The following is a 25,971-nucleotide window of genomic DNA, read 5'->3' on the forward strand; positions in this document are numbered from 1 at the left end:
CTGCGATCTTTTGATGTTGCTTTAGATACGCAACCCGCCATCCAACTCCAGAATCCGACCGGTGTAGTAGTCATTCTCGAAGATGTAGGCCGCCGACTGGGCGATCTCTTCGGGTTTGCCCATGCGCTTGAGCGGGATCCCGGAAGTCATCTTCTCCAGCGCTTCCGGCTTCATGCTCAGGGTCATTTCAGTTTCGATGAAGCCCGGTGCGATGCCCGCTACGCGAATGCCGTAACGCGCCAGTTCCTTGGCCCAGGTCACGGTCGCCGCCGCGACACCTGCCTTGGCGGCGGAGTAGTTGGTCTGGCCGATGTTGCCGGCGCGCGAGATCGACGAGATGTTGATGATCGCGCCACTGTTGTTCAGCTCGACCATTTTTGCCGCGACTTCACGGGTGCACAGGAACACGCCAGTCAGGTTGACGTCGATTACCGCCTGCCATTGGGCCAGGCTCATCTTGGTCATTTCGCCATCCTTGACCTTCAGCAACAGGCCGTCACGCAGAATGCCGGCGTTGTTGATCAGGCCATGGATTGCGCCGAAATCGTCGGCCACCTGAGTGACCATGTGGGTCACTTGCTCTTCATCGGCGACGTTGCACAGATAGGCGCGGGCTTCGACACCCTTGGCCTTGCAAGCGGCAACGGCGGCGTCGAGTTTTTCCTGGTTCAGGTCCACCAGGGCCAGTTTCGCGCCACGACCCGCAAGATACTCGGCCATGGAGCGGCCTAAACCCTGGCAACCGCCGGTGATAATGATTACTTTGTCAGTGAGTTGCATTCGTATAGCCCCATAGCAGATCGGAGTGGTTTTCCTTCTAGAGGGCCTCTCGATTCAAGCCTGATGTGGCCTGGCCGCACACGAGAATTGCCCCGATGGCGTGCTGGAACTATTACCCAGGCGCCTGTCCGTTTTTGACGGATTCTATATAAGGAGTCATAAATTGAGCGTTGTAGTGGCTAAGCATGCCCGAGAATTGCTTCTCAAGGAATACCGTGGAGTGCTCTCGACGCATTCCAAAGCGATGCCCGGTTTCCCGTTTGGCTCCGTGGTTCCTTACTGTCTGGATGAACAGGGGCGGCCGCTGATCCTTATCAGCCGCATCGCTCAGCACACTCACAATCTGCAGAAGGATCCAAAATGCTCACTGCTGGTGGGTGAACGCGAGGCCGAAGATGTGCAAGCCGTTGGTCGGCTGACCTACCTGGCTGAAGGGGAGAAGCTCGAAGACGCTGCAGCCATCGAAGCGGCAGCCGAGCGTTACTACCGCTATTTCCCGGATTCGCAGAACTATCATAAGGCCCACGATTTCGATTTCTGGGTGCTCAAACCGGTACGCCACCGTTACATCGGCGGCTTCGGCGCGATTCACTGGGTCGATCAACTGACCCTCGCCAACCCGTTCGCCGGCAAGGTCGAGTTGAGCATGGTCGAGCACATGAATGCCGATCACGCCAAGGCCATCGCCCATTACGTCGACCTGGCGGGCCTGCCGAAAACCGCGCCGGCGCAATTGGTCGGCATCGACAGTGAAGGCATGCACTTGCGCATTGGCCAAGGGCTCTATTGGCTGCCGTTTCAAGCGCCCTGTAATACGCCGACACAAGTCCGGGAAGCCTTGGTTTTCCTGGCTCACGCCGAGCATTGGCCGAAAAATGAAGTGGCCGACGCTTGAATTCACGAAACGGCGACGTCATCTAAGGAAGACTGCAAGGCATTCTTGCGTTGAGGAACCATTTGATGCGCCCTTTTTTGCTGCTCTTTGTACTGTTTCCGGTGTTGGAGCTGTTCGTATTCGTCAAGGTCAGCGGGGCGATCGGGTTTTTCCCGGCCCTGCTGCTGATCATTCTCGGCTCGATGCTCGGCGTGTTCGTGCTGCGTATCGCCGGTCTGGCTACTGCGCTGCGTGCCCGTGAAAGCCTGAGCCGCGGCGAGCTGCCGGCCCAGACCATGCTCGAAGGCCTGATGCTGGCTCTGGCGGGTGGTCTGTTGATCCTGCCGGGCTTCGTCACCGACGTGCTGGGCCTGATCATGTTGCTGCCGATCTCTCGTCGACTGCTGGCCAATAAAATGCGCCAGCGCGCCGAGGAACAAGCGATGCGCCAGCGTGCATTTGCCGATGACCTTCAGCCGCGGGGCGGTCCTGCTCCACGTCAGCCGTTGGGCCGTGAGCCTAACGTGATCGAAGGCGAGTTCGAACACCGCGACTCCAAGTAACATGTCCATCGATACGGCACCTTCGGGTGCCGTATTCGTTTTCAGGGGATCGACGTAAAAATTTCGCTCTCGGCCCTTGAAATAGGCTCGCGCGCCCTTATGTAACGGTCACCGCAAGGTTTCTGGCAATTGCGCCAGACAGACTTCCGCGGTTCGCTCGACGAACCGCACCCGGCGCCGCCGGATTTGTTAAACCCGCCGGGACTACACCGGCCGATGAAAACCACAATTAGGAGAGATCGACAATGAAGCTTCGTCCTCTGCATGACCGCGTCGTTATCCGTCGCAGCGAAGAAGAAAAGAAAACCGCTGGCGGTATCGTCCTGCCAGGTTCGGCTGCTGAAAAGCCAAACCAGGGTGAAGTCCTAGCTGTAGGCCCAGGCAAAGTGCTGGACAACGGCGAAGTGCGTGCACTGTCCGTGAAAGTGGGTGACAAGGTGGTGTTCGGTCCGTACTCCGGCAGCAACACTGTGAAAGTCGATGGCGAAGACGTGGTGATCATGGCTGAGAACGAGATTCTCGCTGTTGTCGAAGGCTGATTCCCCGCTCATTTTCCCGCTACTACAAAGTATTTAAGGAATATCGATCATGGCTGCTAAAGAAGTTAAATTCGGCGACTCTGCCCGCAAGAAAATGCTCACCGGTGTCAACGTCCTGGCTGACGCAGTAAAAGCGACCCTGGGCCCGAAAGGCCGTAACGTGATCATCGAGAAGAGCTTCGGCGCTCCGACCATCACCAAGGACGGCGTTTCCGTAGCCAAAGAAATCGAACTCGAAGACCGCTTCGAAAACATGGGCGCGCAGCTGGTCAAAGACGTTGCCTCCCGTGCCAACGATGACGCAGGCGACGGCACCACCACCGCTACCGTTCTGGCTCAGTCGATCGTCAACGAAGGCCTGAAAGCCGTCGCTGCCGGCATGAACCCGATGGACCTCAAGCGCGGTATCGACAAAGCGACCATCGCTATCGTCAAAGAGCTGAAGAACCTGTCCAAGCCTTGCGCTGACACCAAGGCAATCGCTCAGGTAGGTACCATCTCGGCCAACTCCGACAACTCCATCGGCGACATCATTGCTGAAGCCATGGAAAAAGTCGGTAAAGAAGGCGTGATCACCGTTGAAGAAGGCTCGGGCCTGGAAAACGAACTGTCGGTTGTTGAAGGCATGCAGTTCGACCGTGGCTACCTGTCCCCGTACTTCGTCAACAAGCCAGAGACCATGACTGCCGAGCTGGACGGTCCGCTGATCCTGCTGGTCGACAAAAAGATCTCGAACATCCGTGAAATGCTGCCAGTACTGGAAGCCGTTGCCAAAGCCGGCCGTCCACTGCTGATCGTGGCCGAAGACGTTGAAGGCGAAGCCTTGGCGACTCTGGTTGTGAACAACATGCGTGGCATCGTTAAAGTCGCAGCCGTCAAGGCTCCAGGCTTCGGCGATCGTCGCAAGGCCATGCTGCAGGACATCGCTGTTCTGACCGGCGGTACCGTGATCTCCGAAGAGATCGGTCTGAGCCTGGAAAGCACTACCCTGGAACACCTGGGTAATGCCAAGCGCGTGATCCTGTCCAAAGAAAACACCACCGTGATCGACGGCGCCGGCGTTGAGGCTGATATCCAGGCTCGCGTGACCCAGATCCGTCAGCAAGTGGCCGACACTTCGTCCGACTACGACCGTGAAAAACTGCAAGAGCGCCTGGCCAAACTGTCCGGCGGTGTTGCAGTGATCAAGGTTGGCGCTGGTTCCGAAGTTGAAATGAAAGAGAAGAAAGCCCGCGTTGAAGACGCCCTGCACGCTACCCGTGCAGCCGTTGAAGAAGGCGTGGTACCTGGCGGCGGCGTGGCACTGATCCGTGCCCTGCAAGCCATCAGCGAACTGAAAGGCGACAACGCCGATCAGGACGTTGGTATCGCTGTACTGCGTCGTGCGGTCGAAGCGCCACTGCGTCAGATCGTTGCCAACTCCGGCGACGAGCCAAGCGTGGTTGTCGACAAGGTCAAGCAGGGTGCAGGTAACTTCGGTTACAACGCTGCCACCAGCGAATACGGCGACATGATCGAAATGGGCATCCTGGACCCAACCAAGGTGACCCGTTCGGCTCTGCAAGCTGCATCCTCGATTGGCGGTCTGATCCTGACCACCGAGGCTGCTGTTGCCGAAGCACCGAAGAAAGAAGGCGCAGCTGGCGGTGGTATGCCGGACATGGGCGGCATGGGTGGCATGGGCGGCATGATGTAAGCCAGCCTTACCCCTATAAAAAAGCCCCGCCTGCGTTGAGCAGGCGGGGCTTTTTATTGCCTTCATTTTGGTAGGTCCGCAGATCGCGTCGCGGCCATCCATCGCGGGCAAGCCACGATCCCACAGTGGATTGCGTAAACCTGTGGGAGCGGGGCTTGCCCGCGATGGCGCCGGTTCAGGCGCTGACCGGTTTTGCCTCGTGCGCCTGTTCAGTCTTGGAGGCCGGCCGGTACAGGATGTAGTAGTACGCCCCCAGGCAAAACAGCCAGCAGAAAACCGCCGTCCACACGTTGTGCGAGAAGAAGTGCGCGCCCTGCATCATTCGGCCGATGGAAAACACCGAGCCCAACGTGAAAGCGAAGATAAACGCATAGCGTGCCAGCCGTGGGCGTCGGTCACGCAACACAAAGAACAACGCAAACAGGGTGAAACCGGTCGCCGCATGACCACCGGGCCAGCAGCGGCCTGGCTTGTCGGTATGCGGGCGAGGGCTCAGCAGTTCGCTGTAGGTTTCGTGCCCGCCAAATTGCTCCAGGCTCCATGGGCATTGCACCGCCGTTGCCGCTTTGAGCGGGGTGACAAAGGAGGTTGATAGCGCCAGAGACAACACCAGGCAACCCATTTCACGTTTGAATGGTTTGAGCCTTTCAATGAAAAAGGAGCCGACAAAGCCCAGGATTGAGAACACCGAAAAGGCAATGACCACTTGCTTCGCCCGGTCATGCAGGATGTCTTCCAGGAAATAACTGTGGCGCCCGATGAACGCACCGGCAACCGGATCATAGAACAGCTTGGCAAGGTCCATGTCCAGGGACGTCAACTCGAGCAGCAGCAGAGTGATCGCCGCAATGACGGGCACTCCCAGGTACAACCAGAAGTTGAGCGGGCGGGAGACGGGACGGACAACGGTTGATGACATGGTGGATCCTGATGAATGGAAAAACCCCGGGGCATCAGCCCGGGGCCATTCGGTTAACGTTCGCTGACTTGGGGGGCGCCCTCCGTGGGCGCTTTCCAGCCGAGCAGCTGTTGCTTGAAGCCATGACTGGCAGTTTGGTAATAAGTGATTGCACGGGTGATCAACGGATCATCGGTGGTGGCTCGCGATTCGCGACTGTCGGTCAGTGCATCGTCGTGGCGACGCAGACCGTCACGCGGGCTCAGGATCGCTAAATCCTTGCCATCGAACAAGCCCAGATGTTGATAGTTGCCAACCACCACTCGCGGTGGCAGTGGATTGTCCTGCAACAGGTTGCGACCGAAGAACGTCGACTGGTAATCCAGGTTCAGCAGCCCGAGCAACGTTGGTGCAAGATCGATCTGACTGGCCAGCTGTGCGGTTTCCCGAGCATCGATCAGTTTCGGTGCATAGATGAACAGGGGAATCTGATAGTTGCTGATCGGCAAGTCTTCCTTGCCGGCGCTGCCAGCCGTGTGGTCGGCAACGAAGACAAAGATCGTATTATCGAACCAGGGTTTCTTGCGCGCCTGATCGAGGAACTGACCAATGGCGAAGTCGGTGTACTTCACCGCACCGTCGCGTCCGTTACCGGATTTGATGTCGATCCGGTTATCCGGGTAAGTGTAGGGACGATGGTTGGAGGTGGTCATCAGTTGCAATAGAAACGGCTGCTGCCTGGCATAGTCGGCGTCGGCCAGTTTCAGGGTCTGGTTATAGAGGTCTTCGTCAGCCATTCCCCAGGCATTCTTGAAGTGGATCTCTGATTCATCGACGCTGCTCTGGTCGACGACGCGATAGCCGTTGCCACTGAAGAACGCGTTCATGTTGTCGAAGTAACCGCGCCCGCCATACACGAATACGCTGTCGTAACCCACGGCGCTGAGCTGCTGGCCGAGGCTGGCGAAACCGCTTTCACGACCCACGCGCTTGACGATCGAACGCCCCGGCGTCGGAGGAATGGCCAGGGTGATGGCCTCCAGGCCGCGATCGGTGCGGGTGCCGGTGGCGTAGAAGTTATTGAAGTACAGGCTTTGTTTGCGCAAGGCATCGAGGTTTGGTGTCAGGTTGCGATCGTCGCCATTGCTGCCCATATACTTGGCACTGAAGCTTTCGATGGTGACCAACACGATGTTGGGTTTTCGCTCGGTGCCGGGATTGTCGATCATGCGGCGGATGTCCTGCGGATCCTCGCCGATGAAGCGAGCGTTGGGCTCGGTCAGTTCAGCGCGAATCTGTTGCGCGACGACGGAGGTCGGCAGGGTGCTGTAGAACTGCGGGTAATCCAGTTCGTTATTGCGAAAGGCGGCGAAGAACTGGTATGGGCCATTGCTCGCCAGTTCGTTCTGATAGGCATTGCCGCCCTGAGCGCGCGGCGCATCCTGGCTGAGCAGTTGCGCGCTCAGGCCCGCGACGATCAGCAGGCCCAGCGCATTCAGCAGACGCCCGCGCATGGCTGGCAAGGGGGCCTCCAGCGCAGTATTGAAGGATTTGCGCAGCGCAAAGCTCAGGACCACGGCCAGCACCGCGAGCATGCTCAGCAGCTTGCCGATCGGGTACGACTCCAGCAGGTTATTCAGCACTTCGTCGGAGTACACCAGGTAATCGACGGCGATGAAATTGAAACGCACACCGAACTCATCCCAGAACAGCCATTCGGCCACGGACGTGAACAGCATGGCAAACAGGCTGACGGTCAGCAGTCCTTGAAGGAACCAGCGATGACCACGGCGGCGCCACAAGGCCGGCGGGCATAGCAGCAGATAGAGGCCCATGGGCAGCGCCGCGTAGGCAATGAACCCCAGGTCATAAAGCAGGCCGATGCCAAACACTGGCAGGAATCCGCTGCCGGCCTCATCCAGATGAGTGAGGAGCAGGACGCTTCGGGTCAGGAGAAAAATGACCAGCCAGGAGCCGGTTATCAGTAGCAAAAAGCGCATTGGCGCCGTCTTCAAACAATCCATTATCTACATTCCCTATATAAATGGCGCGATAGCTTCTATTGAGCGCTGTAGTCAGGTTGTGAATCGATAGTGAAAAACTTGTTATCACCATTATTTGGTTGAGCGAATCGATTCTTAGACCGGCCGCCCTAGCCCTGAGCCACACTTGGCCTTAAGCTGCGCGCCAAGACGGCCGTTACTGTATACGGAGAAGGTGCCGATGCGAATTCTATTGGTTGAAGACAACCGCGATATCCTGGCCAACCTGGCCGATTATCTGGGGCTTAAAGGTTACACCGTGGATTGCGCGCAGGACGGTTTATCGGGCCTGCACCTGGCGGCCACCGAGCATTACGACCTGATCGTACTCGATATCATGCTGCCCGGCATCGATGGCTACACCCTGTGCAAACGCCTGCGCGAAGACGCCCGCCGTGATACGCCGGTGATCATGCTCACCGCGCGCGATCAACTGGATGACCGCCTGCAGGGCTTCAAGTCCGGCGCTGACGATTACCTGATCAAACCCTTTGCCCTGTCCGAGCTGGCAGCGCGCATCGAGGCGGTGATGCGCCGTGCCAAGGGAGGTGGTCGCCGTGCCTTGCAGGTTGGTGATCTGAGCTACGACCTCGATACCCTGGAAGTGACGCGCGAAGGCCGTTTGCTGAAACTCAACCCGGTGGGCCTGAAATTACTGGCAGTGTTGATGCAGAAAAGTCCGCATGTGCTGCGCCGGGAAATTCTCGAAGAGGCCCTGTGGGGCGATGACTGCCCGGACAGTGACAGCCTGCGCAGCCATGTCCATCAATTGCGCCAGGTGATCGACAAGCCGTTCGCCAAACCCTTGCTGCACACGGTGCACGGTGTCGGTTATCGTTTGGCCGAGGGCCGTGATGGAGTTTAAGCAGAGCCTTTCGCAACGGATCATCATTGCTTTTGCGCTGATGAGCGCATTGGTCGCAGGAGCCTTTGCGGTAGGCATCATAGCGACCGTGCACCTGGTGGAAGAGAAACTGATTTCGTCAGGTCTGGGTGGCGATTTGCAACGTCTGTTGCTGATGGACAGTGTGACGGACTGGAGCCACCGCCCCGAGCCCGACCAACTGTTCTATTTCAGCGGCGGGCCGGGCGATTTTGAGTTGCCCAAGGATTTGCGGCACCTGGACTCGGGGTTTCATGAGGTTTTTCGCGATCATCTGTCGTATCACGCAATGGTCGAAATCGTCGACGGACGGCGGTACGTGCTGTTGCAGGACCAGAGCGATTTCGAAGAGCGTGAACGGGTGCTGTTTGCCGTAGTGCTGGTGGGTTTCGTGCTGAGCCTGGCGCTGGCGGTATTTCTGGGCTGGGTGCTGGCGCGCAAGGTCATGGCGCCGGTGGTGCGACTGGCCCGTCAGGTGCGCCATCGCGATCAGTTGTTGGGCCTGGCGCCGCCACTGGCACCGGATTATGCCGCCGATGAAGTGGGCGAATTGGCCGTGGCCTTCGACGCCACTCTCGGGCGCTTGCGTCAGGCGTTGACCCGTGAGCGATTGTTCACCAGTGACGTCAGCCACGAACTGCGCACGCCATTGATGGTGTTGGCCAGTTCCTGTGAGTTGTTGCTGGAAAACCCCTGCATCGATCAGCGCGGGCGTGCCCAGGTTGAGCGGATCGCCCGGGCTTGCGCAGAGATGCGCGAGTTGGTGCAGACCTTCCTCATGCTGGCCCGCGCTCAGCATGAAGACGCCAGCATGGGCCCCCAGCAGAGCCTCAGTCAGGTGGCCGACGGGCTGCTTTCCCAATGGCGCGAACCGATCGAAGCCAAGGGCCTGACGTTGAACGTCGAGTTGGGTAACCCGCCGGACACCCGCTATAACGCGACGCTTCTGCACGCAGTAATGGGCAATCTGTTGCGCAATGCGCTGCATTACACCGAGCACGGGTTTATCCGCTTGGCCCTGACGGATACGGGGTTTGTGGTCGAGGATAGCGGTGTAGGCATTCCCGAGGAAAAACGCGAGGCGATGTTCGAGCCTTTCGTGCGCGGCAGCGAGAAGCGTGGCGAGGGCTTGGGGCTGGGACTGTCGCTGGTGCAGCGGATCTGCGAGAACCAGGGCTGGAGTGTCAGCCTGACGAATATGGAACCCAATGGCTGCCGTTTTCAGGTGGAGTTGGGGCCGTCCCGAGTCTGATTGGGTCGTCAGGTAAAACCCTGAAATGATTTCGGGTTTTACCTGACGAAATTTTCACCAAGGCATGACCTGACGCTGACACCCCGCAACTTAAGGTGGTTGTTATCAGAAGCTCAGGAGATTGCAGTCATGGCTGGCCCGATAAAGCTCGGCTTCTCCGAAAAATACGACGATCAACCCGCACAGCAAAATGTGCGCAAGCACCAGGTGGGGCTCGGTCGCCGGCTGTCCCAATGGCGTGATGAACACCTGGCGCGAAAGGCCCTGGCGTTGGCCGGTGAACCTGGCCTGGTCCTCGATTTGCCCTGCGGTGCCGGGCGTTTCTGGCCGTTGCTCGCGGAAAAGCACAACCGTGTCATCATCGGGGCTGACAACTCGGTGTCCATGCTCAAGACTGCCATGCGCACGCAACCCGCCGACGTGGTCAAAAGGGTACAACCCTTGCACACGTCTGCATTCGACATTGCCTTGCCCGATAACGCGGTCGACAGCATTTTCTGTATGCGTCTGCTCCATCACATCGGTGAAGCCGAGCAACGACTGACCATCCTGCGCGAATTCGAGCGTGTCACCCGCGACAGCGTGATCGTTTCGTTATGGGTCGACGGCAATTTCAAGGCTTGGAAACGCAAGCGCGCCGAGAGGCAGCGTGGGCAGGAAGGTTACCAGACTCGATTTGTGTTACCGGCTGCTACGATTGAAAAGGAGTTCGAGCAGGCGGGTTTCCATATTCAGGGGCAAATGGATTTTTTACCGCTCTATGCCATGTGGCGGGTCTATGTATTACGCAAGAGGTAACAGAATGACAGTGCACTTTGCAGCTGCGCCCCATGACCTGAAGCAAGGGCGTCGCCACTCGTCGTTCAGCGATACAGACGGGAAAAAACTCGTCTACTTTTATAACAAGGCGTTTGGCAGCGCTATCAAAGGCTTATTGCAATGAAACTCGAAATTGCACGAGGTTTGTTTTTAGCCGGAGCCTTGGCAGTTGCTTCTTTGGCGGTGGCTGCCTGGGAGCAGCCCCGCACGCAGGTCCTCAGTTCCGTGCACGGCGACGCACATTGTCCGTTGCCCCGGGTAGCCAAAGCACCCGTGGCCACTCAACCCGATCATGACTTGTTACTGTTCATGTTCGGACTTTCTCAGGGACTGAGGCCACAGAGTTGACGGATTGAAAGCCCAGATAAAAGGCCTCGCAGTTGCGAGGCCTTTTTATTGGGTCACCATAAACTCAATGTGGGAGCGGGCTTGCTCGCGAATACGGTCTGACATTCACCAGTGATGTCGATTGGGACACCGATTTCGCGAGCAAGCCCGCTCCCACAGGTTATGGGTGTTTTTCGGGTTTATCAGGCTTGGCCAGCAATGTGTAAATGCACGGCAGCACGAACAAGGTGAACAACGTCCCGATCGACATCCCCGTTGCGATCACCGTGCCGATGTCGAACCGGCTGACGGCCCCCGCGCCTGTGGCGATGATCAATGGCACCATGCCAAACACCATCGCTGCCGTGGTCATTAATACCGGGCGCAGACGAATGGCCGCCGCTTCCTCCACCGCTTCGCGCGGTGTCAGGCCTTTCTCCTTGCGTAACTGGTTGGCGAACTCGACGATCAGGATCCCGTGCTTGCTGATCAGTCCGATCAACGTCACCAATCCCACCTGCGTATAGATGTTCATGCTCGACCAGCCGAGGAACAATGGGATCAATGCGCCGCAGATCGACAGGGGAACGGTCACCAGAATCACCAGCGGATCGCGGAAACTTTCGAACTGGGCCGCCAGCACCAGGAAGATGATCGCCAAGGCCAGGGCGAAGGTGACCCACAGCGCGCTGCCTTCCTGAACGTATTGCCGTGAGACACCGGCATAGTCGACGGCGTAACCCGTCGGTGCCTCTTCCCGGGCGATCTGGCGCACGGTGTCGATGGCTTCACCCATGCTGACCAGCGGGACCCCGGAAAGAATCGCCGAGTTGAGTTGCTGGAACTGGTTCAACTGACGCGGCCGCGCGCGGTCAGTCACGGTGATCAGGGTCGACAGGGGCAGCAGTTCGCCCTTGGTGTTCCTGACGTAATAATGGTTCAGCCAGTCAGGGTTATCGCGGTAGGGCCGTTCCACCTGAGCGATGACCTTGTAGCTGCGACCTTCGATGGTAAACCGGTTGATCTCCGCCTCGCCCAGCATCGTCGCAAGAGTACCGCCCAGGTCCTGCATGGACACACCCATCTGCGCAGCCTTGGCGCGATCGATATCCACCACGACTTCGGGTTTGTCGAAGGCCAGGTCGACGTCGACAAAAGCAAACTTGCCGGATTCCATCGCTCTTTTTTTCACTCGGTCCATCACCTGCAACAGCGCCTCGTAGCTGTTAGCCGAGTTGATCACGAATTGAAACGGCAAGCCCTCGCCGGTACCTGGCAGGGACGGCAGGTTGAAGCCGAATATTTGCAGCCCGGGAATGCTTTCCAGTTTGCTCTGGACCAGCGGCAGGATCTGCATCTGGGTCCGGTGGCGTTCATTCCAGGGTTTGAGCAGGAAGCCGCCGATCCCCGATTGGACGCCGTTGAAGCCGTTGATCTGGAACGAGGAGTAGTACTCGGGAAACTCCTTGAAAATGGCGACGAACTCGTCGGTGTAGGCGTTCATGTAGTCGAGGTTGGCTGGTTGCGGGGCGTTGGCCATCATGAAGATCACGCCCTGGTCTTCGTCCGGCGCCAGTTCCGACTTGGTGAACTTGAGCAGTATCGGGATCAGGCACAGCACGATCACCGCGAACACCAGCACTACCGGCCGGGTGTTGAGAGTGCCGTGAAGCACGCGCTGGTAGCGGCGTTTGAGGCCTTCGAAGATCACGTCCAGGCGATGGGCCAGGCCGCTGGGGTTTTCATCGTGGCGCAGCAGCATGGCGCACATCATCGGCGACAGCGTCAGGGCGACGACACCGGAAATCACCACCGCCCCGGCCAGGGTCAGGGCGAACTCCTTGAACAACGCCCCCGTCAGGCCAGTCAGGAAGCCGATCGGCGCATAGACCGCCGCCAGGGTGATGGTCATCGACACCACCGGCATGGCGATCTCCCGTGCGCCCTCGATGGCCGCATCCAACGGTGTCTTGCCTTCTTCGATGTGCCGGTGGATGTTTTCCACCACCACGATGGCGTCGTCCACCACCAGCCCGATGGCTAAGACCATCGCCAGCAAGGTCAGCAGGTTGATCGAGTAGCCCATCATCTGCATGAAGAACATCACGCCGATCATCGACAGCGGAATGGTCACCACCGGGATCACCACCGAACGCAGGGCGCCGAGGAACAGGAACACCACCACAATCACGATCAGCACCGCTTCGAACAGGGTTTTCAACACCTCGTCGATGGAGGCCTGGATGAACAGCGTGGCGTCGTAGGCGATTTCGCCCTTGAGGTTTGGCGGCAGCTGGGCTTCCAGGTCCGGCATGATCTTGCGCACTTCCTTGATCACGTCCAGCGGGTTGGCGCCGGGTGTGGCCTTGATGCCGATGTACACCGAAGGTGTGCCGCCGAAGGAGCTGATGGTGTTGTAGTTCTCCGCGCCCATCTCGACCCGCGCCACGTCTCGCAACAGCACACGACTGTCACCGTCGACCTTGAGCGGAATTGCGCCAAAGGCCTCGGCGGACTTGAGTTCGGTGTTGGCGTTGATGCTGGTGACCACGTACTCGCCTTTCACTTCGCCGGCGGCGGAGAGGAAGTTGTACTGGCGCACGGCGTTGGTCACATCGCTGGCGCTCAGGCCGAAACCGGCGAGCTTCACCGGGTCCAGCCACAGGCGCATGGCGAACACCTGGTTGCCGAGAATCTCGGCTTCGGCCATGCCTGGCAGGGTCGCCAGTTTCGGCTGGATAACCCGGGACAGGTAGTCGGTGATCTGCGGGTTACTCAGCTCGTTGCTGAAGAAACTGATGTACATCAGAGCCGAGGCGCCGGTGGCTTCCTTGCTCAGCACCGGGTCTTCGGCGTCCTGGGGCAGCTGGTTCTTGACCTCGTTGGCCTTGGCCAGCAGTTCGGTGAACAGGCGGTCGGTGTTGGAGCCGATGCGTGCGTAGATCGAGATCACCGAGAAGTTCTGGCGACTGACCGAGGTCATGTAGTCGATGCCCTCGGCGCTGGCCAGGCTATGCTGCATCGGTTGGGTGATATAGCCCTGGATGGTCTCGGCGTTGGCTCCGGGATAAGCGGTGGTCACCGTGATCAGGGCGTTTTCCATTTGCGGGTATTGGCGCAGCGGCAGCTTGCTCCAGGCCTGGAAGCCCAGCAGCACTATCAACAGGCTGACCACGGTGGCGAGCACCGGGCGGCGGATGAACGGATCGGTAAAAGCCATGGGGATTCCTTGATCAGTCAGCGCGCGGCTGACTGTTCTTCTCAGCCAGGGTCTTGTCGTCGCTGATGGCAACGTGCACGCCGTGGTCCAGTTTGAGCTGACCAGCCGTGACCACTTTTTCGCCGTTCTGCACGCCTTTGGTGATCATGACCATCCCGTCGCGGCGCTCGCCGGTTTCGACGAAGCGTCGTTCGGCGATCAGAACCGGTTCGCCCTTGTCGTCTTTTTCGAGGCTGCCGTCTTCGGCCTTTTTCTGCGCGACGACATACAGCGAGTTGCCATAAAGGGTGTAGCTGATCGCGCTTTCCGGCACCACGATGTGCAGCTGCGGGTCGGGCAACAGCACCTGCAGGCTGGCGAACATCCCTGGCAGCAGCTTGCCATCGGGGTTGGCCAGGGTCGCGCGCACCAGCACGTTGCGGGTGCTGCTTTCTACCTTCGGGTTGATGGCGCTGACGGTGCCGGGGAAAGTCTCCGTCGGGTAGGCCGAGACAATGACCTGTACCGATTGGCCGAGGATGATCTTCGGCACGTCCTGCTCGGGTACAAAGAAGTCGACGTAGAGGCTGCTGAGGTCTTGCAGGGTGGCGATCATCGTGCCGCTGGCCACGTAGTCGCCGACGTCTACCCGACGAATACCGATGGTCCCGCTGAACGGTGCGAGGATACGTTTTCTTTCCAGCGCCGCCTTGAGCTGATTGACCGTGGCCCGGCTCTTTTGCAATACCGCCGAGAGTCGGTCGAACTCGCCTTTGGAAATAGCCTGGCTGCCCACCAGTTGGCTGCCGCGACCGTAATCCAGTTGCGCCAGTCCCAGGTCGGCCTGGGCGGTTGCCAGCAGGGCGGTTTCCACGGCGCTGTCGAGTTGCAGCAGTGGCTGACCGGCCTTGACCTTCTGTCCTGATTCGAACTGAACTTCCTTGACGGTGCCGTCGACCTCCAGGCTCAGATCGACCCCTTGCAGTGCCGTGAGGGTGCCGACCGTTGGTAAACGGCTTTGCCACGGACGTTCGGTAGCGGTGGCCACGGCGACACTGATCGGCGGTTTCGGCACAGAGAAGCCCTTCATCATCGTATAGATGGAGAAGGCTTTGTAACCGGCCAGGACCAGCACGATTAGCAGGACAACACCCAACATGATCAGCATGCGGCGACGCAGCATATTTCCATTTCCTTGGAGAAAATCAGGTGAGACAGGCGGGAACATTACTCCCACTGCGAAGGGGATTCCAACTGGCAGTTATTACAGAATGGCGCAAGCCCTGTAGGAGCGAAGCTTGCTCGCGAAAGCGGTGTGTCAGCCAACTGATGTACTGACTGATACACCGCTTTCGCGAGCAAGCTTCGCTCCTACAAGGGAGGATGAAGTCAGATCAGATGAAGATGGTTGTCCCAGAGCCCGGCAGGCAACTCCAGAGGTTTTGCAACGAGGGTTGTCTGGCGGCAATCGTAGAACCGGCAACGGCCTTGCCCGGAAGTGACGACAAAACCGTCGGCCACGGCCCCGACCCCGGCGCAATCGGGAAGCGGTGCATCCAGGCGTACTTCACCGCTGTCCAGGTCCCAGATAAAAAAGCGGTTGCCCCGCGGCGCGGTCAGGGCGACCAGGCGCAGTTCGCTGTGCACGGCCACGCTGGCGGTGTAATGCCCCATGGCCTGCAACTGATCCTCAGGCACCGGGAAGGCCACGAACGGTTGGCCGGGACGCTTGATCGCCAGCAGTTCCGATGACTCGTGAGCATCGCCCATGAACTGCTGACCGGCGACGATGGTGCCGTCGCTGGCGATGCCCAGGTGCCGCACGCTGTTCATCTGCTGGGCCAGTGTTTCCTTGCTCAACAGCGTGCCATCGCGCTGCATCAGTACCAGGCTCGGTTCCATGGCATTGAGGTTCATCTCGACCCGGCTTTCGGCCTCGGTGCGAATGCCGCCATTGGCCACCACCAGCGTCTCGCCATCGGGCATCCACGACACCTGATGCGGACCGACGCCGTGGGTGGAAATTTCGCCGCTGTGCACCAGTCGCTCACCTTCGAACTTATACACACCAAGCAGGCCTCGGCCCGGATCGGAGGTGTCGTTCTCGGTGGCGTACAACCAGTCGCCGCTCTTGTGGATCACCGCGTGACCGTAGAAGTGCCGGTTCGGCTGCGACACCACGGTTTGCAACAGCGTGCCGTCGCGCAGGTCGATCAGGTAGCTCTCGGTGCCCGGACGCCGAGCGACGAATAGCGCAATCGGCAGTGTCGGGTGATTGATGATGTCATGGCAACGCTGGCCGACCTGGGTGGCAAACACCCGGGTGCCGTCCAGTCGATAACCGACGGCATAGTGCTTGCCGTCACCGTCGTCCCGCGCCGAGAGCAGCAGCGGGCTTTTGTCCTTTTGCTTGAACAGCGTCCAGCCGCCCAGTGTCACCGCACCCAGCAGCAAACTCCCTAACGTCAGAGCCTGGCGTCGCAGCATGGCACTTGCCCTCATCAGTCACCGTCGTTGGCGTTGAAGCCCAGTTGGATGCCCAGCGCCTTGGCCAGTTCGCCTTCGTGCAAGCGGTGGACAACGTTGAGGCTGTCATAGATGTCGTTGAGCTGCTGGCGACCGGCCTCGTCGGTGAGCATGTCGGTCAGCGAGCGCTGGTTGCCGGCAAGCAGTTTCAGGGAGGCTGCGTAAGCCGCGTCGATCTTGTCGGCCAACGGTTTTTGCTCGCTTGGCAACAGACCGCGCAGGCCTTTGTTGTCGACACCCACCCAGACGGTTTGCGCAGCAGTCAGGCTTGCTTCCAGGCCTTTGAGCGACGATTGGCTGCGCCAGGCATCGGCCTGGAACGGCTGTGGCGTGCCCTTGCTCTGACGGCCCATCGGGGTGCCGAGTTTTTTCTTCAGGGTGTCCAGCGCGGTCACTTGCACACGCAGCAGATCGGCGATCGCTTCGTGGGAATCGGCGTAGCGCTGGTTGGGGAATTTGCTCATTTGCGCGAGCATGCCGTCGTTGGTGTTCCAGCGCGACAGGATCTCTTCGGCCAGTTGCTTCTGACGCTCGCCAATGGCGGTCAGCAGCGGGCAGTATTTGGCTTTCTGAGCGCTGTCGGCCATGTCGATCTTGCTGTCGAACAAGATGTATTCATAGGCCGAGAGGCCTTGCACCACGACACTGGACTTGGCCAGGGCGGCAGCATCGATCTGCGGCTGCGCGGTGACCAGTTGCTCGACCTGACGGCCCACCAGGTTTTTCTTGTCCGGCCAGAACTGTACCTGCCACGAACGGTTGCCCTCGGCCAGCGGCCCGATCAGCAGCGGTTGCAACTCGGCCCAGGCTTTCTGCGCGTGCAGGAAGTCGGCACGAGCGGTGTCCAGGGTTTCCTTGCCTTGGCAAAACGCCAAGGCGCTGACCGCCAATTGCCGGTCGGCTTCCACCCAACGACTGTAGCTCGGCAGGATCACTTGCTTGGCGATGGCCGCCGAGGTGACCGCTTGCGGATCCTGGGGCGAACAGGCGCCCAGGGCGAGGGCGGCAAGGCTGGTGAACAACAATTTGGGACGGAACATGTCGGGCTCCCGCTGAAGGAATACGTATTAAAGGGAATTCAAAAACGCCAGCAACGCCGAGCGCTGTTCGGCGTTGAAAGACAAAACCTGTTGCTGCGCCGCTTTTGCCTCACCGCCATGCCAGAGCACGGCTTCGAGCAGGTTGCGGGCGCGACCGTCGTGCAAAAACTGGGTGTGGCCGCTGACCGTCTGCGTCAGGCCGATGCCCCACAATGGCGGCGTACGCCAGTCGCGGCCACTGGCCTGGAACTCGGTGCGGTTGTCGGCCAGACCGTCGCCCATGTCGTGCAGCAGCAGATCGCTGTAAGGGCGAATCACTTGATTGGCCAATTCAGGTTCCGCGGCGTTGGCGGCGGTGGTGTATTGAGGGGTATGACAGGACTGGCATCCGGCCTGGAAAAACAGATTCTTGCCGGCCAGCACCTCAGGTGCGCCAACATCGCGACGGGCCGGCACGGCGAGGTTACGGCTGTAGAACAGCACCAGACGCAAAATGTTGTCGCTGACTTCCGGCTCGCCATCGGGGCCATTGCCGTTGGGCGCCTGCTTGCAAGCGGTTTGGGCGTCGGTGCAGTCATCAATGGGTTTCAGGCTGGTCGTGAGGCCCATATCACCAGAGAACGCGTGAGCATTCTGCTGATTGAGATTCGGTTGCCCGGCTTTCCAGCCAAATCGTCCAAGAACAGTCTTCTGCTGCGCGTCGTCCCAGACCCGGTTCGGTCGTCCGGCGATGCTGTTTTTTTCCCGGGCCTGAGCCTCGGCGTTGGCCAGGATGGCCTCGTCGGGAATCGCTTCAAGCAAGCCCAGGCCAATCATCGGCGGAGCGATGCGCGCCGAGAAACGCGTGTCCGGGTGCATTGGGCCATAGCCGAGTTGGGTCATCTGCAAGGTCGGCTTGCGCAACTCGATTTCGCTGCCGTCCTTGAAACGTACCGGGACCGGCGTGTAATCGACGCGCACCTTGCCTTCCGGGGCGACGCCGGGCACCGACATGTCCTGGAACTGGCCGCCGTAGACCGGCTCCGGCACCACGCCCATTTGCTCGATGACTTTGGCGTAGGCCGGCGAATCGGGAATCGACAGGCGCACCAGCATCGACACCGCATTCGGCGCATCGGGCGTTGGCGGATGACCGCGCCCGTCCTTGATGTGGCAGTTCTGGCAGGCGTTGGTATTGAACAGCGGGCCTAGGCCATCGCGGGCGGTGGTGGTCGACGGCGCGATCACCCAGGGGCTGCGAAAGAAGCTATTGCCGACGCTGAAGTCGACGCGCCGTGACGGCGGCAGATTGGCGGAGGGCAAGGAGAATGCGTTCTTGTCGGTCTTGCGCACTGTCGCGCTGCCACCGGACCGGGCTTCACCGGGTTCGGCCTGGGTAAAACGCGGGGCGTCATCGCAGGCACTCAGGCCCAGGGCCAGCAACAGTGCAGACAAGCGAAGAGGCAGCGTGGGCATCGGACATCCTGCAAGACGAGCAAAACAAGGGCGCAAAGTCTAACAGGGCAGGGGAGTTTGAATAAGAGGAATTATCGTTTGGTTGATGTGAGGCAGGGTTTGATGTCAGACCGCGTCGCGGCCATCGCGGGCAAGCCACGCTCCCACAGGGTTTTGCGCTGACCCCGTGGGAGCGTGGCTTACCCGCGATGAGGCCATCAGCATCACCCAAAAGACAGGCATGAAAAAGGCGACCCGAAGGTCGCCTTTGCATTCGCTCAGCCAGCGTTGATCAGAATTCGTGATCAGCGTTGTCCGGGTTCAGGTCGCTGATGCCCAGTTTCCCGGCAGCGGTTTCGATCGAACCGGTCTGCTTGACCAGCGAGGCGATGGCGTCGCGCACGATCTGATTGCCAGCGGTGTTACCGGCAGCGATCAGTTGGTCGTAGTGCTCACCCTTGTTGGCGTGATCGACCATGACCTGGATCTTGGCTTCGGTCGCAGCCAGATCGGCTTTCAGCGCGGTATCGGCAGCCGGGTCGGCCTTGGCCACCAGGGACGACAGGCTGGCGCCGGTCATTTTTGTGCCGTCGACACGGGTGTATTCGCCCAGGTACACGTTACGAATGCCTTTGGCATCGTAGAAGTGCGAGTTGTGAGTGTTGTCGCTGAAGCAATCCTGTTCGTCTTCCGGGGAGTTGGCTTCCAGGGAAACCTTCATGCGCTCGCCCGCCAGTTCGCCCAAGGACAGGCTGCCCATGCCGAACAGCATTTTGCGCAGACCGGATTCAGCCGGTTCCGCTTCCAGGGTGGCGCGGTAGTTGTCGGCCACGTTCGGCTTCCAGTTACCGACCATTTCTTCCAGGTCGTTGACCAGCAGTTGGGTCACGGATTTCAGGTAAGCACGACGACGATCGTTGTGACCGCCGGTAGCGCCTTTGCCTTCCAGGTAGTCGGAGGCTGGACGGTTGCCGGCGCCAGGGCCGGTGCCGTTCAGGTCCTGGCCCCAGAGCAGGAATTCGATGGCGTGGTAGCCGGTGGCGACGTTGGCCTCGGAGCCGCCCAGCTCGTTCAGGCTGGCGAGTTTTTCCGGGGTGATGTCTTGCACGTCGACCTTGTCTTCGCCGACCTGAACCTGGGTGTTGGCGATGATGTTGGCGGTGGCGCCCGGGTTACCCAGTGCGTGTTCGTAGGATTTGTCGACGTAGTCGATCAGGCCTTCATCCAGTGGCCAGGAGTTCACCTGACCTTCCCAGTCGTCGATGATGGTGTTGCCGAAGCGGAACACTTCGCTCTGCAGGTAAGGCACGCGGGCCGCGACCCAGGCAGCCTTGGCGGCTTTGAGGGTGTCGGCGTTCGGCTTGGCGAGGAACGCGTCGACGGCGGTTTGCAGGGTTTTCGCGGTGGATTCGGCATCGCTGTAAACGGCAAAGACCATGTCGGCATAGTGCGCGACCACAGCCTTGGCGGCGGCTTCGTCGACTTTAGCGGTGGTAGCAGGCGCAGCTGTGCTGGCGGCTGGGGTCGGCGCTTGTTGAGCGACAGCCTTGTCTTTGCCTTCGCCGCAACCAGCGAGGGAAATAGCGATGGCCAGCAGACTGGCGGTGGCCAGAGGCATACGAATCATGGCAAACATCCTGCTTCGGTGATGGATTGGGCGCGCACGGGCGGCGCGCAAAACTGCGACATAATGCAAATCTTTCGCATTATCTGTAAAGGCTTGTACCTGTAAATATTTCTTATTCACCTGTGGCGAGGGAGCTTGCTCCCGCTGGACAGCGAAGCTGTCCCAAATTCTGCAACCCGGTTCTTCCAGATGGATCGCGTCAACCTGGTGGCGACTGCTGCGCAGCCGAGCGGGAGCAAGCTCCCTCGCCACAGGGCTCCGTCAACTGCTACAAAGGTTGTTTCAGAGGATGGCTGCGTTATTGCGCTGCGCCTGTTTCAGATAGACGCTCAACTCCCGCGCCGGTAGCGGTTTGCTGTAGTGATAGCCCTGACCTTCGTGACAGCCTTCGGAGATGATGTAGGCCTCTTGCTCGGCGGTTTCCACGCCTTCGGCAATCACCTGCATGCCCAGACTTTTGCCCAGCTGGATGATGGCCCGGACGATGGTCGCATCGTCGTCGTCATCGAGCAGGTCCTGAACGAAGCTCTTGTCGATCTTGATCTTGTCCAGCGGCAGGCTTTTCAGATAACTCAATGACGAATAACCGGTGCCGAAGTCGTCGATGGCGATCAGCGCACCGGAGCGACGCAGGCTCAGCAGGTGCTGGGCGGCGGTGCTGATGTCTTCCATCAGGCCGGTTTCGGTGACTTCCAGCTCCAGGCTGCGCGGCGGCAGGCGGTAGATCTGCAGCAGGTTATTGACCACCCGTGGCAACTCGGCGTGGTGCAATTGCACGGTGGACAGGTTCACCGCCATGCGCAGGTCGACGAAGCCCTGATCGTGCCATTCGCGCAGTTGTTTGCAGGCCTGATCCAGCACCCACTCGCCAATGGCGATGATGGTGCCGTTCTGCTCGGCCAGCGGAATGAACAGGTCCGGCGGCACCAGCCCGTGCTCGGGATGTTGCCAGCGAATCAACGCCTCGACCCCCACCACGCGATGATCGCGGTAGCTGATCTGCGGCTGGTAGACGAGGTAGAACTGGTCACGGATCAAGGCATCGCGCAGGTCTTTTTCCAGCTCGCGACGCCGCCGCATTTCCGTGTCGACGCTGGCGATATAGAACTGATAGCGGTTGCGCGAGCGCGTCTTGGCCAGGGTCATGGTCTGCTCGGCTTTTTGCAGCAGCTTCTCGGTGCTGTCACCGTCCTCGGGGAACAGGGTGATGCCGATGGTGGCGCGCAGGCGGATTTCCTGATGATCGAGGGCGAACGCCGCTTCCAGATCATCGAGAATGCTTTGGGCCAGTTCGGCGGCTTCGTAGGGTTGTTCGATGTCGGCCTGAACCAGCGCGAACTGGTCGCCACCCAAGCGGGCGAGGGCGCCGAGACGGCCGCTGTGAGCCCGCAGGCGATCGGCCAGGGCCAACAGCAGTTGGTCGCCGGCCTGATAGCTGAATTGTTCGTTGATGCCCTTGAAGTCATCGAGCCCGACACACAACACCGCGACCCGACGCTGCAATTTACCGGCGTCGACGAGGATCTTGTCCAGCTGCTGCTGCAACTGCTGGCGGTTCGGCAGACCAGTGAGAAAGTCGTACTGGGCCATGCGCAGCAGGCTGTTTTCCGCCTCGTGGCGCAGGTGAGTGTTGCGCTCGATGGATTCGAGCAACTGGTTGGCGGTGTTGATCCAGACCCCTAGCTCGTTTCTCTCATGGCCCTTGAGCTGCGGAATCTTGTGGGCGCTGGGCCGGTCCGGGTTGATTTCAGTCAGGTGTTCGATGATCCGCGACAACGGTTTTGTCAGCAACCAGTGGTAAACCAGATACAACACCAGGCTCATGGCCAATGCGCGCAAGACGCCAGAGATGAAGATAATCACCGAACTGATGATGAAGCTCTGGCCGTAGGTCGCGGTGTCGAGGGTAATGCTCAGGTCGCCGTAGTACTCGCTGTAGGGACCGCGCCCCACCAGTTGGGTGGTGAACGTGCGTTCCTGGCCGAGGATCAGGTCGGTCAGCCAGCGGCTGTGGGAGTGCTGCAACTCGCGGGATTTTTGCGCGAGCATCGCTTCATTGGGGTGGCCGATGGAGGCCATGCGCACGGCATCGTCCTGGAACAGGCCTTCGATCACCTGCATGCCCATTTCCCGATCCAGGCTGTAGACGGCCTGGGTGGAGGGATCGCGGAACATATCGAGGATGCGCTGGGCATCATTGGCCACGGCCTGGCGAGTTTTATAGGCGTCGAAAACAATCTGTGCACAGCTCAAGACCACGCCGACGATCAATGCCGACAGGAGCACGACCCGGAGCAACTTCACCGACAAGCTGTTCTTGAGTTCCAGCTTCAAAGGGTTATTCCTTGTTCCGTGCGGGTAGCGTCAAGTTGCCATGAGTATTGGCAATCCCGTGATGGCAGTCAAAGGGACAATCCGCTCCGGGAGATATTGCCGGTAGCTTGGCCTGTATGCTGCTGTTTGGAGTATTTGCCCTATTAACACTGTGTCGGTTGTCGGGGCCTTCAACTTGAGGAGATCGAGGCAATTTTTCCTTGTGTTGATGTTAGACCGCTGTGCCGTGGGGGCAAGAGGGCGAATACGGCTCGCGTTGCAGGGAAAGCGCTTACCCCAAGGCTGCGCCAGGGATGTCTCTCATTTCCCGGATCCAATAAAAAACCCGGCAATAAAAGCCGGGTTTCTTGACTGGCGCGAAGCTTAGGCGGTGAAGGTTTTGCCTTCGAACTGCTCAGCGACGAATTTCCAGTTGACCAGGTTCCAGAACGCTTCGACGTATTTCGGACGAAGGTTGCGGTAGTCGATGTAGTAGGCGTGTTCCCAGACGTCGCAGGTCAGCAGCGGAGTGTCGCCGCTGGTCAGCGGGTTGCCGGCGCCGATGGTGCTGGCCAGGGCCAGGGAACCGTCAGCCTTTTTCACCAGCCAGCCCCAACCGGAACCGAAGGTGCCGATGGACGTTTTGCTGAACTCTTCCTTGAACTTGTCGAACGAACCGAAAGCAGCGTTGATGGCATCAGCCAGAGCGCCGGTTGGTTGACCGCCGGCGTTTGGCGCCAGGCAGTTCCAGTAGAAAGTGTGGTTCCAGACCTGAGCGGCGTTGTTGAAGATACCGCCCGAGGAAGTCTTGACGATTTCTTCCAGGGTCTTGCCTTCGAACTCGGTGCCTGGCACCAGGTTGTTCAGGTTCACGACATAGGTGTTGTGGTGCTTGTCGTGGTGGTATTGCAGAGTTTCCTCTGAAATGTGCGGCTGCAGGGCGTTGTGCGCGTAAGGCAGCGGCGGCAATTCGAAAGCCATGATAATTCTCCTAATCAGGTCAGTTGCGGTGAGCGCAAGGCCGATCACGGGCGGCCAGACATGCGCCGGGGAGTTTGTACTCTTTGCGGCGCAGGGATCGGATCATAGCACCGGGGGTGCGGCATAACCACGCAACAACTGTGTGGAATAGAGGTTCCAGAGCCATTTGGAATAAATCACCTGGCGATGATCAGTTGAATCGCTACAGCAAACATCATCACGGCCACCAACAGGTCGAGAATTCGCCAGGTACCGGGCCGTGCCAACCACGGTGCCAGCCATGCCGCGCCGAGAGCCAAGGTGAAAAACCACAGCAACGAAGCGCTGGCCGCGCCCACGACATAAGCACCGGGCTCGGTTTGTTGTGCTCCGAGGGAGCCGATCAGCAACACGGTGTCCAGATAGACGTGCGGGTTGAGCAAGGTCACCGCCAAAGCGCTGAGCAGCACCGCCCGCAACGAGCGCACGGTCTGGTTCTCACCGTGTTGCAGACTCTGTTTCGAGCACGCCCGACGTAGAGCAAGGCTGCCATACCACAGCAGAAACGCCGCGCCACCCCAACGAGCGATGGCCAACAGGGTCGGATTCTGCGCCAGCAATGTCGCCAGACCGAACACCCCGGCGGCCACCAGCAACGCATCGCAAGTCACGCAGAGCGCCGCCACCGGCAGGTGATGTTCACGTCGAAGGCTCTGGGCCAACACAAACGCATTCTGGGTGCCGATCGCCATGATCAGCCCGGCGGCCACCAACAGGCCGTTCACATAGCTTTGCCACATAAGATTTTTACTCCGCGTTGGCCGCCAGATCCCGCAATACCTGCAGGGCGCGTTTGGCATCGGCCTGGCCGACGAACAAATGGTCGTGGTAATACCCTGCAATCACGTTGCAACTGATGCCGGCCTGGCCCAGCGCCGTGGCGAATGCAGCGGTCAGGCCGACGGCTTCAAGGGCTGAGTGCACGTTCAAGGTGATCCAGGCAGCGATGTAGTCGAAGCTGAAACCGGCCTTCTCGGCGTGGGAACGTTGCAGAATCACCGTCAGCCCTTCCTGTTCGCGGAAGCTGCCGACAATCTCAAGGCCTGCGGGCAGCTTGCCGTCGGGCAACGTGCAAAACACGTATTCGCCGTCGTTGAGTTGCGGGCTCATGCTGCGCAGCAGAGTGGCTAATGAGGTTTCGCCAGCCATGTCGGTGATCCTTGTTCAAGAGTTCTTGCTGGCCATTCTCCAGTGGGAAGTTGTATAAGAAAAACCAATAATGCTGATCGCTCATTAGGAAAACTGATGTTCGACTACAAATTACTCTCCGCTCTCGCCGCGGTGATCGAGCAGGGCGGATTCGAACGCGCCGCGCAGGTCTTGGGCTTGTCCCAATCAGCCATCTCCCAGCGCATCAAACTGCTAGAGGCGCGGGTCGGCCAACCGGTGCTGGTACGGGTCACACCTCCGGCCCCGACGGAAATCGGCCGGCGATTGCTCAACCATGTGCAGCAGGTGCGATTGCTGGAGCGCGATTTGCAAAGCCTGGTGCCGGCGCTGGATGAAGAGGGCTTGCCGGAGCGCCTGCGTATTGCGCTCAATGCTGACAGCCTGGCCACCTGGTGGGCTGCGGCAGTGGGGGACTTTTGCGCGGAACAACATTTATTGCTCGACCTGGTGGTGGAAGACCAGACTGTCGGCCTCAAACGCATGCGCGCGGGTGAAGTGGCGGGATGCCTCTGCGCCAGCGAACGTCCGGTGGCCGGGGCGCGCAGCGTGCTGTTGGGGGCCATGCGCTACCGTGCGCTGGTCAGCCCGGCGTTCATTGCCCGGCATTTTCCCCAGGGTGTGCGCGCCGATCAGTTGGCCAGAACCCCGGCCCTGGTGTTTGGTCCTGATGATTTCCTGCAGCATCGTTATCTCGCCTCGTTAGGCGTGGATGGCGGTTTCGAACACCATTTATGCCCGTCTTCCGAAGGGTTTCTTCGTCTCATGGAAGCAGGGCTCGGCTGGGGCCTGGTGCCTGAATTGCAGGTGCGCGAACAACTGGAGCGCGGTCAATTGGTGGAGCTTTTGCCAGATAAGCCGATCGATGTGCCGCTGTACTGGCATCATTGGCGCAATGGCGGTCAGCTGTTGGGGTTACTCACCGATCAATTGGTGCGCGCGTCGAAGCAATGGTTGGTGCCGTTGAACTGA

General features: G+C 59.6%; 22 protein-coding genes. 9 read left to right on the forward strand and 13 right to left on the reverse strand.

Annotation, left to right across the window (positions count from 1 at the left end; all coding sequences use genetic code 11):
• Positions 1 to 21 precede the first annotated feature (21 nt).
• Positions 22 to 780, reverse strand: a complete 759-nt coding sequence (locus tag AC30D7_RS05720; protein WP_490133392.1) for an SDR family oxidoreductase — start codon at positions 778 to 780, stop codon at positions 22 to 24.
• Positions 781 to 943: 163 nt separating this feature from the next.
• Here AC30D7_RS05720 and AC30D7_RS05725 point away from each other — a divergent pair, with 163 nt between their 5' ends.
• The 4 genes from AC30D7_RS05725 to groL all read left to right on the forward strand — a co-directional run bounded on the left by AC30D7_RS05725 (position 944) and on the right by groL (position 4,452).
• The gene (locus AC30D7_RS05725) at positions 944 to 1,675 is read left to right on the forward strand and encodes a HugZ family pyridoxamine 5'-phosphate oxidase (RefSeq protein ID WP_490133393.1); all 732 of its coding nucleotides are present in this window, start codon (positions 944 to 946) and stop codon (positions 1,673 to 1,675) included.
• A gap of 65 nt (positions 1,676 to 1,740) precedes the next feature.
• Positions 1,741 to 2,217, forward strand: a complete 477-nt coding sequence (locus tag AC30D7_RS05730) for an FxsA family protein (RefSeq protein WP_019651370.1) — start codon at positions 1,741 to 1,743, stop codon at positions 2,215 to 2,217.
• 245 nt (positions 2,218 to 2,462) lie between these two features.
• Positions 2,463 to 2,756, forward strand: a complete 294-nt coding sequence (locus AC30D7_RS05735) for a co-chaperone GroES (RefSeq protein WP_490133394.1) — start codon at positions 2,463 to 2,465, stop codon at positions 2,754 to 2,756.
• Positions 2,757 to 2,805: 49 nt separating this feature from the next.
• Positions 2,806 to 4,452: a chaperonin GroEL gene (groL, locus tag AC30D7_RS05740; RefSeq protein WP_019581544.1), complete on the forward strand. Its 1,647-nt coding sequence runs from the start codon at positions 2,806 to 2,808 to the stop codon at positions 4,450 to 4,452.
• A gap of 175 nt (positions 4,453 to 4,627) precedes the next feature.
• Here groL and AC30D7_RS05745 read toward each other — a convergent pair whose 3' ends face one another.
• Together AC30D7_RS05745 and AC30D7_RS05750 are read right to left on the reverse strand one after the other, a co-directional pair.
• Entirely contained in the window at positions 4,628 to 5,371 is a 744-nt protein-coding gene (locus AC30D7_RS05745) for a phosphatase PAP2 family protein (RefSeq protein ID WP_490133395.1), read from the reverse strand.
• A gap of 53 nt (positions 5,372 to 5,424) precedes the next feature.
• The gene (locus tag AC30D7_RS05750) at positions 5,425 to 7,374 is read right to left on the reverse strand and encodes an LTA synthase family protein (RefSeq protein WP_490133396.1); all 1,950 of its coding nucleotides are present in this window, start codon (positions 7,372 to 7,374) and stop codon (positions 5,425 to 5,427) included.
• Positions 7,375 to 7,573: 199 nt separating this feature from the next.
• On the opposite strand from AC30D7_RS05750, the gene colR reads away from it, so the two are divergent.
• From colR to AC30D7_RS05770, 4 genes are all read left to right on the forward strand, one after another.
• The gene (colR, locus tag AC30D7_RS05755) at positions 7,574 to 8,257 is read left to right on the forward strand and encodes a two-component system response regulator ColR (protein ID WP_490133397.1); all 684 of its coding nucleotides are present in this window, start codon (positions 7,574 to 7,576) and stop codon (positions 8,255 to 8,257) included.
• Positions 8,247 to 9,527 carry a sensor histidine kinase gene (locus tag AC30D7_RS05760; RefSeq protein ID WP_490133398.1) on the forward strand — a complete coding sequence of 427 codons (1,281 nt, stop codon included), beginning with the start codon at positions 8,247 to 8,249 and terminating at the stop codon, positions 9,525 to 9,527. Before colR ends, AC30D7_RS05760 begins: the two co-directional genes overlap by 11 nt.
• Positions 9,528 to 9,656: 129 nt before the next feature.
• Positions 9,657 to 10,325, forward strand: coding sequence for a class I SAM-dependent methyltransferase (locus AC30D7_RS05765; protein ID WP_019581540.1), 669 nt, complete (start codon positions 9,657 to 9,659; stop codon positions 10,323 to 10,325).
• A 141-nt stretch (positions 10,326 to 10,466) separates the two neighbouring features.
• On the forward strand, positions 10,467 to 10,694 hold the full coding sequence (locus tag AC30D7_RS05770) for a hypothetical protein (RefSeq protein ID WP_026331876.1): 228 nt from the start codon (positions 10,467 to 10,469) through the stop codon (positions 10,692 to 10,694).
• A 160-nt stretch (positions 10,695 to 10,854) separates the two neighbouring features.
• Here AC30D7_RS05770 and AC30D7_RS05775 read toward each other — a convergent pair whose 3' ends face one another.
• The 10 genes from AC30D7_RS05775 to AC30D7_RS05820 all read right to left on the reverse strand — a co-directional run bounded on the left by AC30D7_RS05775 (position 10,855) and on the right by AC30D7_RS05820 (position 24,981).
• Positions 10,855 to 13,893 (reverse strand): multidrug efflux RND transporter permease subunit, encoded by a 3,039-nt coding sequence (locus AC30D7_RS05775; protein ID WP_490133399.1) that lies wholly within the window; start codon positions 13,891 to 13,893, stop codon positions 10,855 to 10,857.
• Between the two features lie 13 nt (positions 13,894 to 13,906).
• Complete coding sequence (locus tag AC30D7_RS05780; protein ID WP_490133400.1) at positions 13,907 to 15,055, reverse strand: efflux RND transporter periplasmic adaptor subunit; 1,149 nt, start codon at positions 15,053 to 15,055, stop codon at positions 13,907 to 13,909.
• 206 nt (positions 15,056 to 15,261) lie between these two features.
• Entirely contained in the window at positions 15,262 to 16,359 is a 1,098-nt protein-coding gene (locus AC30D7_RS05785) for a DUF1513 domain-containing protein (RefSeq protein WP_490133401.1), read from the reverse strand.
• Positions 16,360 to 16,373: 14 nt separating this feature from the next.
• Positions 16,374 to 17,438 (reverse strand): imelysin family protein, encoded by a 1,065-nt coding sequence (locus tag AC30D7_RS05790; RefSeq protein WP_490133402.1) that lies wholly within the window; start codon positions 17,436 to 17,438, stop codon positions 16,374 to 16,376.
• A 27-nt stretch (positions 17,439 to 17,465) separates the two neighbouring features.
• Positions 17,466 to 18,893, reverse strand: coding sequence for a di-heme oxidoreductase family protein (locus AC30D7_RS05795; protein WP_490133403.1), 1,428 nt, complete (start codon positions 18,891 to 18,893; stop codon positions 17,466 to 17,468).
• A gap of 271 nt (positions 18,894 to 19,164) precedes the next feature.
• Positions 19,165 to 20,499: an imelysin family protein gene (locus AC30D7_RS05800; RefSeq protein WP_490133404.1), complete on the reverse strand. Its 1,335-nt coding sequence runs from the start codon at positions 20,497 to 20,499 to the stop codon at positions 19,165 to 19,167.
• 282 nt (positions 20,500 to 20,781) lie between these two features.
• Positions 20,782 to 22,833, reverse strand: coding sequence for a putative bifunctional diguanylate cyclase/phosphodiesterase (locus AC30D7_RS05805; protein WP_490133405.1), 2,052 nt, complete (start codon positions 22,831 to 22,833; stop codon positions 20,782 to 20,784).
• Positions 22,834 to 23,196: 363 nt separating this feature from the next.
• The gene (locus tag AC30D7_RS05810) at positions 23,197 to 23,793 is read right to left on the reverse strand and encodes a superoxide dismutase (protein ID WP_007938876.1); all 597 of its coding nucleotides are present in this window, start codon (positions 23,791 to 23,793) and stop codon (positions 23,197 to 23,199) included.
• A gap of 176 nt (positions 23,794 to 23,969) precedes the next feature.
• The gene (locus tag AC30D7_RS05815; RefSeq protein ID WP_490133406.1) at positions 23,970 to 24,572 is read right to left on the reverse strand and encodes a LysE/ArgO family amino acid transporter; all 603 of its coding nucleotides are present in this window, start codon (positions 24,570 to 24,572) and stop codon (positions 23,970 to 23,972) included.
• A gap of 7 nt (positions 24,573 to 24,579) precedes the next feature.
• Positions 24,580 to 24,981, reverse strand: coding sequence for an ACT domain-containing protein (locus AC30D7_RS05820; protein WP_490133407.1), 402 nt, complete (start codon positions 24,979 to 24,981; stop codon positions 24,580 to 24,582).
• A 96-nt stretch (positions 24,982 to 25,077) separates the two neighbouring features.
• Here AC30D7_RS05820 and AC30D7_RS05825 point away from each other — a divergent pair, with 96 nt between their 5' ends.
• Positions 25,078 to 25,971: a LysR family transcriptional regulator ArgP gene (locus AC30D7_RS05825; protein WP_490133408.1), complete on the forward strand. Its 894-nt coding sequence runs from the start codon at positions 25,078 to 25,080 to the stop codon at positions 25,969 to 25,971.

It is taken from the genome of Pseudomonas sp. DF5, assembly GCF_058148225.1.

Excerpts from the sequence above, each read along its gene's own strand:
- AC30D7_RS05720 (WP_490133392.1), bottom strand. The coding sequence starts at position 780 with ATGCAACTCACTGACAAAGTAATCATTATCACCGGCGGTTGCCAGGGT.
- AC30D7_RS05730 (WP_019651370.1), top strand. The coding sequence starts at position 1,741 with ATGCGCCCTTTTTTGCTGCTCTTTGTACTGTTTCCGGTGTTGGAGCTG.
- AC30D7_RS05735 (WP_490133394.1), top strand. The coding sequence starts at position 2,463 with ATGAAGCTTCGTCCTCTGCATGACCGCGTCGTTATCCGTCGCAGCGAA.
- groL (WP_019581544.1), top strand. The coding sequence starts at position 2,806 with ATGGCTGCTAAAGAAGTTAAATTCGGCGACTCTGCCCGCAAGAAAATG.
- AC30D7_RS05745 (WP_490133395.1), bottom strand. The coding sequence starts at position 5,371 with ATGTCATCAACCGTTGTCCGTCCCGTCTCCCGCCCGCTCAACTTCTGG.
- AC30D7_RS05750 (WP_490133396.1), bottom strand. The coding sequence starts at position 7,374 with ATGGATTGTTTGAAGACGGCGCCAATGCGCTTTTTGCTACTGATAACC.
- colR (WP_490133397.1), top strand. The coding sequence starts at position 7,574 with ATGCGAATTCTATTGGTTGAAGACAACCGCGATATCCTGGCCAACCTG.
- AC30D7_RS05760 (WP_490133398.1), top strand. The coding sequence starts at position 8,247 with ATGGAGTTTAAGCAGAGCCTTTCGCAACGGATCATCATTGCTTTTGCG.
- AC30D7_RS05765 (WP_019581540.1), top strand. The coding sequence starts at position 9,657 with ATGGCTGGCCCGATAAAGCTCGGCTTCTCCGAAAAATACGACGATCAA.
- AC30D7_RS05770 (WP_026331876.1), top strand. The coding sequence starts at position 10,467 with ATGAAACTCGAAATTGCACGAGGTTTGTTTTTAGCCGGAGCCTTGGCA.
- AC30D7_RS05775 (WP_490133399.1), bottom strand. The coding sequence starts at position 13,893 with ATGGCTTTTACCGATCCGTTCATCCGCCGCCCGGTGCTCGCCACCGTG.
- AC30D7_RS05780 (WP_490133400.1), bottom strand. The coding sequence starts at position 15,055 with ATGCTGCGTCGCCGCATGCTGATCATGTTGGGTGTTGTCCTGCTAATC.
- AC30D7_RS05785 (WP_490133401.1), bottom strand. The coding sequence starts at position 16,359 with ATGCTGCGACGCCAGGCTCTGACGTTAGGGAGTTTGCTGCTGGGTGCG.
- AC30D7_RS05790 (WP_490133402.1), bottom strand. The coding sequence starts at position 17,438 with ATGTTCCGTCCCAAATTGTTGTTCACCAGCCTTGCCGCCCTCGCCCTG.
- AC30D7_RS05795 (WP_490133403.1), bottom strand. The coding sequence starts at position 18,893 with ATGCCCACGCTGCCTCTTCGCTTGTCTGCACTGTTGCTGGCCCTGGGC.
- AC30D7_RS05800 (WP_490133404.1), bottom strand. The coding sequence starts at position 20,499 with ATGATTCGTATGCCTCTGGCCACCGCCAGTCTGCTGGCCATCGCTATT.
- AC30D7_RS05810 (WP_007938876.1), bottom strand. The coding sequence starts at position 23,793 with ATGGCTTTCGAATTGCCGCCGCTGCCTTACGCGCACAACGCCCTGCAG.
- AC30D7_RS05815 (WP_490133406.1), bottom strand. The coding sequence starts at position 24,572 with ATGTGGCAAAGCTATGTGAACGGCCTGTTGGTGGCCGCCGGGCTGATC.
- AC30D7_RS05820 (WP_490133407.1), bottom strand. The coding sequence starts at position 24,981 with ATGGCTGGCGAAACCTCATTAGCCACTCTGCTGCGCAGCATGAGCCCG.
- AC30D7_RS05825 (WP_490133408.1), top strand. The coding sequence starts at position 25,078 with ATGTTCGACTACAAATTACTCTCCGCTCTCGCCGCGGTGATCGAGCAG.